General features: G+C 71.3%; 5 protein-coding genes. 2 read left to right on the plus strand and 3 right to left on the minus strand.

Translation table 11 applies throughout. The features are described from left to right. Positions 1–454: 454 nt before the first annotated feature. The 3 genes from VIM26_RS05605 to VIM26_RS05615 form a co-directional block, all read right to left on the minus strand. Positions 455–3,244 (minus strand): S26 family signal peptidase, encoded by a 2,790-nt coding sequence (locus VIM26_RS05605; RefSeq protein ID WP_331949362.1) that lies wholly within the window; start codon positions 3,242–3,244, stop codon positions 455–457. 143 nt (positions 3,245–3,387) lie between these two features. Then, positions 3,388–3,987: a hypothetical protein gene (locus VIM26_RS05610; RefSeq protein WP_331949363.1), complete on the minus strand. Its 600-nt coding sequence runs from the start codon at positions 3,985–3,987 to the stop codon at positions 3,388–3,390. A gap of 312 nt (positions 3,988–4,299) precedes the next feature. Continuing rightward, positions 4,300–5,601, minus strand: coding sequence for a glutamyl-tRNA reductase (locus VIM26_RS05615; protein WP_331949364.1), 1,302 nt, complete (start codon positions 5,599–5,601; stop codon positions 4,300–4,302). 32 nt (positions 5,602–5,633) lie between these two features. Here VIM26_RS05615 and hemE point away from each other — a divergent pair, with 32 nt between their 5' ends. Continuing rightward, on the plus strand, positions 5,634–6,704 hold the full coding sequence (gene hemE, locus VIM26_RS05620; RefSeq protein WP_331949365.1) for a uroporphyrinogen decarboxylase: 1,071 nt from the start codon (positions 5,634–5,636) through the stop codon (positions 6,702–6,704). A 1-nt stretch (position 6,705) separates the two neighbouring features. Next, positions 6,706–7,282 (plus strand): FAD-dependent oxidoreductase (locus tag VIM26_RS05625; RefSeq protein WP_331949366.1); only part of this gene is annotated, 577 nt, incomplete at its 3' end.

A 7,282-nucleotide genomic window follows, 5' to 3' on the forward strand; every position in this document is an offset into this window, starting at 1 on the left:
TGCCGAGCCCGCGCGCAGGCTTGGGCAGTCCGGTTTTGGGAAGATTTGGCTCGCCCAGTGCACACATCCTTCCCAAAACTGGCCCCCGAGGTCCCCCGAGGCCGCGTAGCCCACCGAGTCGGCCGAGCCGCGGAGAACCAACCGGGCCCGACCCGCCAAGCCCCAATGGTCGCAACTTAGGACCCCCTGCCAGTCGCCCCCGAGCGGGGATCCTCCTCTGGAGCCCGCCTGCGTGGACCTTAAGTTACGTCCATTGCGGCAAGTCCAGCGACGAAAGGCCGTCGCGAATTGCGACCCGGCGTTTTCGCCGTTGGTGATCAAATCGACTAATCGCTCTGATCGGACAAACCCGCGCGAACGCGCGAGCGTCCACCCGAGATCCTTTTAACCCAGCCGAGGATTCCGCTCGTGGAGACTTGCGCATGCAATTCATCCGCGGCGCGAACGGCGCGCCCTATGGCGTGATGGTGAAAGTTGTGCTTGCCGTCGAGGTGAGCCCGCTCGAGCTCGCCGTCAACGTGTACGTACCGACCACGTCGATCCTGCACCCGGCGAAGGAGGCGATCCCGGACGCAGCAACTGTGGGGTTCGTCGTGCAGAACAGGGTCGCGCCGCCCGGAACCGTGAGGGTCAGGGTCACCGAGGCCGCGCTCCCCGTGACGAGGTTGCCGCCGGCGTCGTGGACGTTCACGACGGGCTGCGCGGCGAAGACACCGTTGGCCGAGGTATTTCCCGGCGACGTGGTGAAGGCGAGCTTCGCGGCCGGCCCCGTGGTGATGGTGAAGTTGGCGCTGATACCACTCCCGAGGCCGCCGGAGGCCGCCTTGAGTTGGTAGCTGCCCTGTTTGTCGAGGCTGCAGCCGGTGAAGGTGGCGACGCCCCCGACTGCGTTCTTCCCTGGACAGGCGAGAGTGGCACCGACCGGACCGGTGGAGATGGTCAGGGAGACGCCGTTCGTCCCCATGGTCGCGTTGCCGCCCGCGTCCTGCACGGCCACCGCTGGTTGGGTGCTGAAGGCGAGACCGCCGGACCCGATGGGGAGCGTCGTGAACGCGAGCTTTGCCGGATTTCCCACGGTGATGGTGAGGACGCTGCTGACCGCGCTGGTGAGCCCGGTCGCGGTCGCGGTGAGCGTGTAGCTGCCGGCCAGGTCGATCTTGCAGGCCGCGAAGTTCACCACGCCCGCGGTGGCTGGCTTGGTCTTCTGCGTGCAGGTGAGGGTCGCACCGCCGGCGCTCGTGATGTTCAGCGTGACGGAGTTGGTTCCGGTGGCCGTGTTGGCGCCGCCCGCATCCTGGATCGCCACCGTGGGCTGGGTGCCGAAGGCGGTACCCCCGGTCGAGTCCGAGGGGTTCGTCGTGAAGGCCAGCTTGCTGGCCGCGCCGGCGGCGATGGTGAATGGGCTGCTCACGGCCGACGCGAGCGCACCGGACGTCGCGGTCAGCGTGTAGCCGCCGGCCTGGTCGATCCGGCATCCGGCGAAGGTCGCCAGACCCGCGCCGGCAGTGGCCGGGTTGGTGGTGCAGGTAAGTACGGCACCCGCCGGAGTCGTGATGCTCAGCGTCACCGGCGCGGCGCTGCCGGTCACCCTGTTGCCGCCGAGGTCCTGCACCGCAACCGCGGGCTGGGTCGCGAACACACCTCCGACGGCCGTATTGGACGGTGCGGACGTGAAGGCGAGGTTGGCGGCCGGTCCCGCCGTGATGGTGAAACCGCTGCTCGTAGCCGAGTCGAGACCGGCCGAGCCGGCAAGCAGGGTGTAGCTGCCCTGCTTGTCGATCTTGCAGCCGGCGAACGTCGCCGATCCGGCGACGGCGTTGACGGGGGCGCAGGTCAGGACCGCGCCCGCCGGATTGCTGAGGCTCAACGAAACCGCGTTGTTTCCGGTGGTGACATTGCCGCCGGCGTCCTGGACCCACACCACGGGTTGGGTGCCGAAGGCGGCACCGCCGGGGGAGTTCGACGGGCTGGTCGCGAAGGCGAGCCTCGCGGGTGGTCCAGCAACGATGGTGAAGCTGGTGCTCACCGCGCTCGTCAGCGAGCCGGAGATCGCGGTCAACGTGTAGTCGCCGACCCTGTCGACCCTGCATCCGGCGAAGGTCGCCACGCCTCCGGACGAGTTCACCGGGTTCGATGCACAGGAAAGGATCGCGCCGGCGGGCGTCGTGATGCTCAGGGTCACCGGCTCGGCGCCGCCGCTGACGGTATTGCCGTCGGCGTCCTGGACTTCGACCACGGGCTGGGTCGCGAACGCACTCGCTGCGGCGGAGCTGGACGGGACCGCGACGAAGGCGAGCCGGTCGGCCGGCACCGCCGCGATCGTGAAGCTGGTGCTCACGCCGGTGAGCGTGCCCGATGTTGCGGTCAGCGTGTAGGTGCCCGGTCTGTCGACCATGCATCCGTCGAAGCTGGCGATGCCCGAGTCGGCGGACGACGGATTGTCGGTGCAGCTGAGCACCGCGCCTGCAGGGGTTGTGATGCTCAGGGTCACGGCGGCGGCGCTCAGCGTCACCAGGGCGCCGTCGTCGTCCTGGACCTCCACGATCGGCTGGGTGTCGAAGGACACCCCGGCCGTGGTGTCCGACGGCGACGAGCTGAACTCGAGCTTCGTCGCTTGGGCGGCGGTCCAGGAGTTCGCGATGCTCGAGGTCCGTGCCGTGAAGGCGGCCGCAGCCTCGCCGAGCGGTGCCGCGAACGGCGAGAGGATGACCAGGCCCGCCAGCGCGAGAGTCGTTGCCCCGACCGCGGCGAGCGGACGTCGGCGATCGGAACGGGAGGCCGTCGACGGCCTCCCGGTGGGCGGTCGTCGCCGTGGCGCTCCGGCTACGTCGAGGAGGATCGCGGCACCTGTGAGCAGCACGAACATCCCGAGCTTGAAAAACGCTCCGGTCTTCAGCCAGAAGACAGGCAGGCCGATTCCGGGGACCAGCAGGCGGGCCTGACTGACGATGTCGCGCCGCGCGAGCGGCGCACTGTCGTCGCTCGCATTGGCGTCGCCCGCGGTGATGAGCGACCCGTCGCTGTGTGCTCCGACCAGGCGATGCAGCACGGGACCGCTCGTGGCCGAGCCTTCCGGCGCCTCGAACGTGATCACACGCCCGATCGGCGCAGCCTTGTCGGACGCAAACGGCGTGGACAGCACGACGTCCCCGGCGCTGATCTTCGGCTCCATGGACCCGCTCTGCACGACCGCACCCGAGAGCCCGGTCAGCATCGGGAGCAGCGCGCACGCAGCGAGTGCCACCAGAAACACCAGATATGCCCGAGCGACGACGCCCAGTAGAAGCCATCCCCAGCCCTCGCGAAAGGTTCGGGTTCGGGAACGAACAGTGTCTGCCTCAACCAACATGGAGGTACTCCGCGCTGTTCTCCCGGGTTTTCATCGTGCTAGTTGTTCTGCAGCTCCCACACGATGTCGATGCCGGTACTCGCGCCCTGAAGAGCATCGACCGTCGCCTGGCTGGCACCCGAGGTGTCGAAGTTCCAGGTCACCCGGAATGTCCGCGAATCCGTTCCCGTCGTGGCCCAGGTGGTGGCGGCGTTCGAGAAGTCGGTGTAGGTGGTCGACATCGCATTGAGTGAATAGATCTGCGGCACGTCGGGGCCCGGATTGAATCCCGCACAGTTGTTGAAGGTCCCCCCGGTGCCCTGCTCGATCGACAGCGTGAGGTAGTCGGCGAGCGGTGACGCCGTCAGGTTCTTGACATAGGAACTGACCACGCTGGGCACCGTCGTGGTCGAGCTGACGACGATGCACTTGCTCCCCGTCTGGTCCGGCACCAGGTTGTTGAGCACGAACCGCGCTGCTCCGCTGTCGTCATCCGTGAGCGTCAGGTGTCCGGCAGCCCAGGTGTTTCCGCTGTTCCCCGTCGTCTCGGTGAAAGCAGCGGACGAACCCTGCCAGACCATAAGACCAGCAGCCAGGACGGCTACCGAGCCCGCGCTGAGCGTCGCGATCCTGCGGGTGTTGATGCTCGGTGCGTCCATGTTGTTGATTCCCCCTGCTGATGAACATATAAGTGACAGAACAGATCGTCGGGTCGCCGAGAATCGACCATGAAATCGCCGATATCAGCGACTACCGAGCGGGAGCGAGCACCGCCATCTGTTTTGGCACGAGTCCCCCTGGACAATCCGGACACGCATAGGTCAGCATTCGTACCTACGCCTGAACCCTAAGGCGCATTCACCAGTACCCCGAGCCAAGGGCGGATGAAATAGCGGTGCACAGAGAACGTGATTCCGGACATTCCTCGCACAATTTCGTGATTCGTGCGGGCCCGGTCCGGGCGGAGTTCCCTAAACGGGCAGCGCGGGCGCCGGGATCGCGGCGAGCTCGGCGATCGCGGCCGCGAACGCTTCGTCGTCGCCGCGCCGGGCGGCGGCGCGGGCGCGGACGGTCGGGCCGTGCAGCAGCGTGCGGGTCCGGCGGCGCAGCGCCTGCACGACGCGATCGGCGTCCGCATGCGCGCCGGCGTCGGACGACGTCGACTCGGGCGCGGTCTCGCGCAGCCGGACCGCTTCCTTCTCCAGCGCGCCCAGCACCCGCCGGCGTTCGACGACGATCGCGGCGTCGTGCTCGCGGGCCCGGCGGCCGGCCTCGAAGTCGTCGGTCGCGGTGGCCACCAGCCGGTGCGCGAGCTCGACCGGCTCGGAGTGCTCGGCCGGGGCCTGCTCGCGGACGGAGGCCAGGTCGATCAGCCGCAGCCCGGGCAGCTCGCCGACCGACGGGTGCACGTCGTGCCGCAGCGCGAGGTCGACCACGACGCGCGGGCCGCCGCCGGCCGCGCGGGACGCGGCGACCATGTCGGCGTCGAGCACGCCGCCGACCGCTCCGCTGCACGCGACGACGAGGTCGGTGGTCGCGAGGGCGGCGGCAAGGCCGCCGTCGGGCACGACGCCGGCGCCGCGGGAGTGCGCGAACCCGGCGGCCCGGCCGGACGGGGAGTAGACCCGGACCCCGCGCGCGCCGCGGCGGTGCAGGGCGGCGAGGCTCGCGCCGGCGTAGGAGCCGGTGCCGACGAGCACGACCCGGGTCTCGTGCCAGGCCGGCAGGTCGGCCTCGGCGAGGTCGAGTGCGACGCCGACCACCGAACGGCCGGCAGCGCCGAGCCCGGTCCGGGTGCCGACGTCCCGCGACGCGCGGGACGCGGTCTGGAAGAGGCGCTCGAGACCGGTGGACGTCGTGCCACCCGCGCGAGCGGCGGTCAGGGACCGGCGGACCTGCCCGGAGATCTCGCGCTCGCCGACGACCATCGACTCCAACCCGGCGGCGACCGAGAACAGGTGGGCGGGCACGTCGCGGCCGCGCAGCACGTGCAGGCTCGCGGCGACGTCGGCGACCGGCAGGCCCGCCGCGGAGGCGATGACCGCCGTCGTCTCGACGACCGCGGTGTCGGCGTCGCGACCCGCGCCGACCTCGACGTACACCTCGAAGCGGTTGCAGGTGGCGAGCACGACCGCCCCGGTCGGGGCAGCACCGATCGCCGCGACGCTCCGACCCACCGACTGCGCACCGACACTGAGTCGCTCGAGCAGCTCGAGGTCGAGGTCACGGTGGCTGGCGATCAATGACAGCAGCACCACGGCACCCCAATTCAACAGGCCCACAATAGCGGTGTAACAATTGCTCCGTGACCCTTCCCCTGACTCACCCGCTCCGCGACGGCCGCACGGCCCATTCTGCGGTCGTCCGCGCGTATTCCGGCGACCGCCCCGAGCGCCTGCCCGTGTGGTTCATGCGGCAGGCCGGGCGCTCCCTGCCGGAGTACCGCGCGGCCCGCGAGGGCACCGGCATGCTCGAGGCCTGCCTGACCCCCGAGCTCTCCAGCGAGATCACCGTCCAGCCGGTGCTCCGGCACGGCGTGGACGCCGGGATCTTCTTCAGCGACATCGTGGTCCCGCTGCGCCTGGCCGGGGTCGACGTGGACATCGCGTCCGGCGTCGGCCCCGTGCTCGGCGCCCCCGTGCGCACCGCCGACGACGTCGCCCGGCTCGTCGACCGCGGCCCGCTCACCCCCGAGGCGCTGGAGCCGATCAGCGCCGGGGTCGCGCTCGCCGTCGCCCAGCTGGGCACGACGCCGCTGCTCGGCTTCGCCGGGGCGCCGTTCACGCTGGCCGCGTACCTCGTCGAGGGCCGCCCGTCGCGCGACCACCTGGCCGCCCGCACGCTCATGCACGCCGACCCCGAGACGTGGACCGCGCTGACCGGCTGGGCCGCGGACGTGACCGGCGCGTTCCTGCGCGCGCAGGTGCTCGCGGGGGCCAGCGCGGTGCAGCTCTTCGACTCCTGGGCGGGCGCGCTGTCGGCCGCGGACTACGTCGCACACGCCGCCCCGGCGAGCACGCGCGCGCTCTCGCACGTCGCTGACCTGGGCGTGAAGGTCGTGCACTTCGGCACGGGCACCGAGCACCTGCTCACCGCGATGCGCGACGTCGGCGCCGACGTCGTCGGGGTGGACTACCGCACGCCGCTGGACCAGGCGAACAAGCTGCTCGGCGGGACGGTGCCGCTGCAGGGCAACCTCGACCCCGCGCTGCTCGCGGCGCCGTGGCCGGTGCTCGAGGCGCACGTGCGCGACGTCGTCGAGCGGGGGGCCGCGGCGCCGTCGCACGTGGTGAACCTCGGGCACGGCGTGCCGCCGACGACGGATCCCGCGGTGCTCACGCGGGTCGTCACGCTGGTGCACGAGCTGGGCGCGTGAGGTGACCGAGCCCGCGCTGGACGCCGTCGTGGTCGGCGGTGGCGTGGCCGGGCTTGTCGCGGCTCGCGAGCTGGCCGTGGCAGGCCTGCGGCCGGTCGTGCTGGACGGGTGGCGCGCGCCGGGTGGCGCGGTCGGCCGGCACACGGTGGCCGGGCTCGAGCTCGACGCGGGCGCGGACTCCTTCGCGACCCGCGGTGGCATCGTCGCCGCCCTCGCGACCGAGCTCGGCCTGGGCGCCGCCATCACCGCGCCATCGCGAGCCGGCGCGTGGGTCCAGCTCCCGACCGGGGCCGGCACACTGCCCCGGACCGGCCTGCTCGGCATCCCCGCGCATCCCTGGGCGCCCGACGTGCGGCGCACGATCGGCCTGGTCGGAGCGCTGCGAGCCACCGCGGACCGGCTGCTCCCGGCGGCGGCCGGCACGGTCCGGCGCGACGGGAGCCAGGCCAGCCTCGGCGAGCTGGTGGCGTTCCGGATGGGGCCGCGCGTGCTGTCCCGGCTGGTCACGCCGGTGGTCCGGGGCGTGCACGCGGCGGACCCGAACGAGCTCGACGTCGACGCCGTCTCCCCCGGGCTGC

It is taken from the genome of Pengzhenrongella sp. (assembly GCF_036565025.1).
GTDB lineage: Bacteria > Actinomycetota > Actinomycetes > Actinomycetales > Cellulomonadaceae > Pengzhenrongella.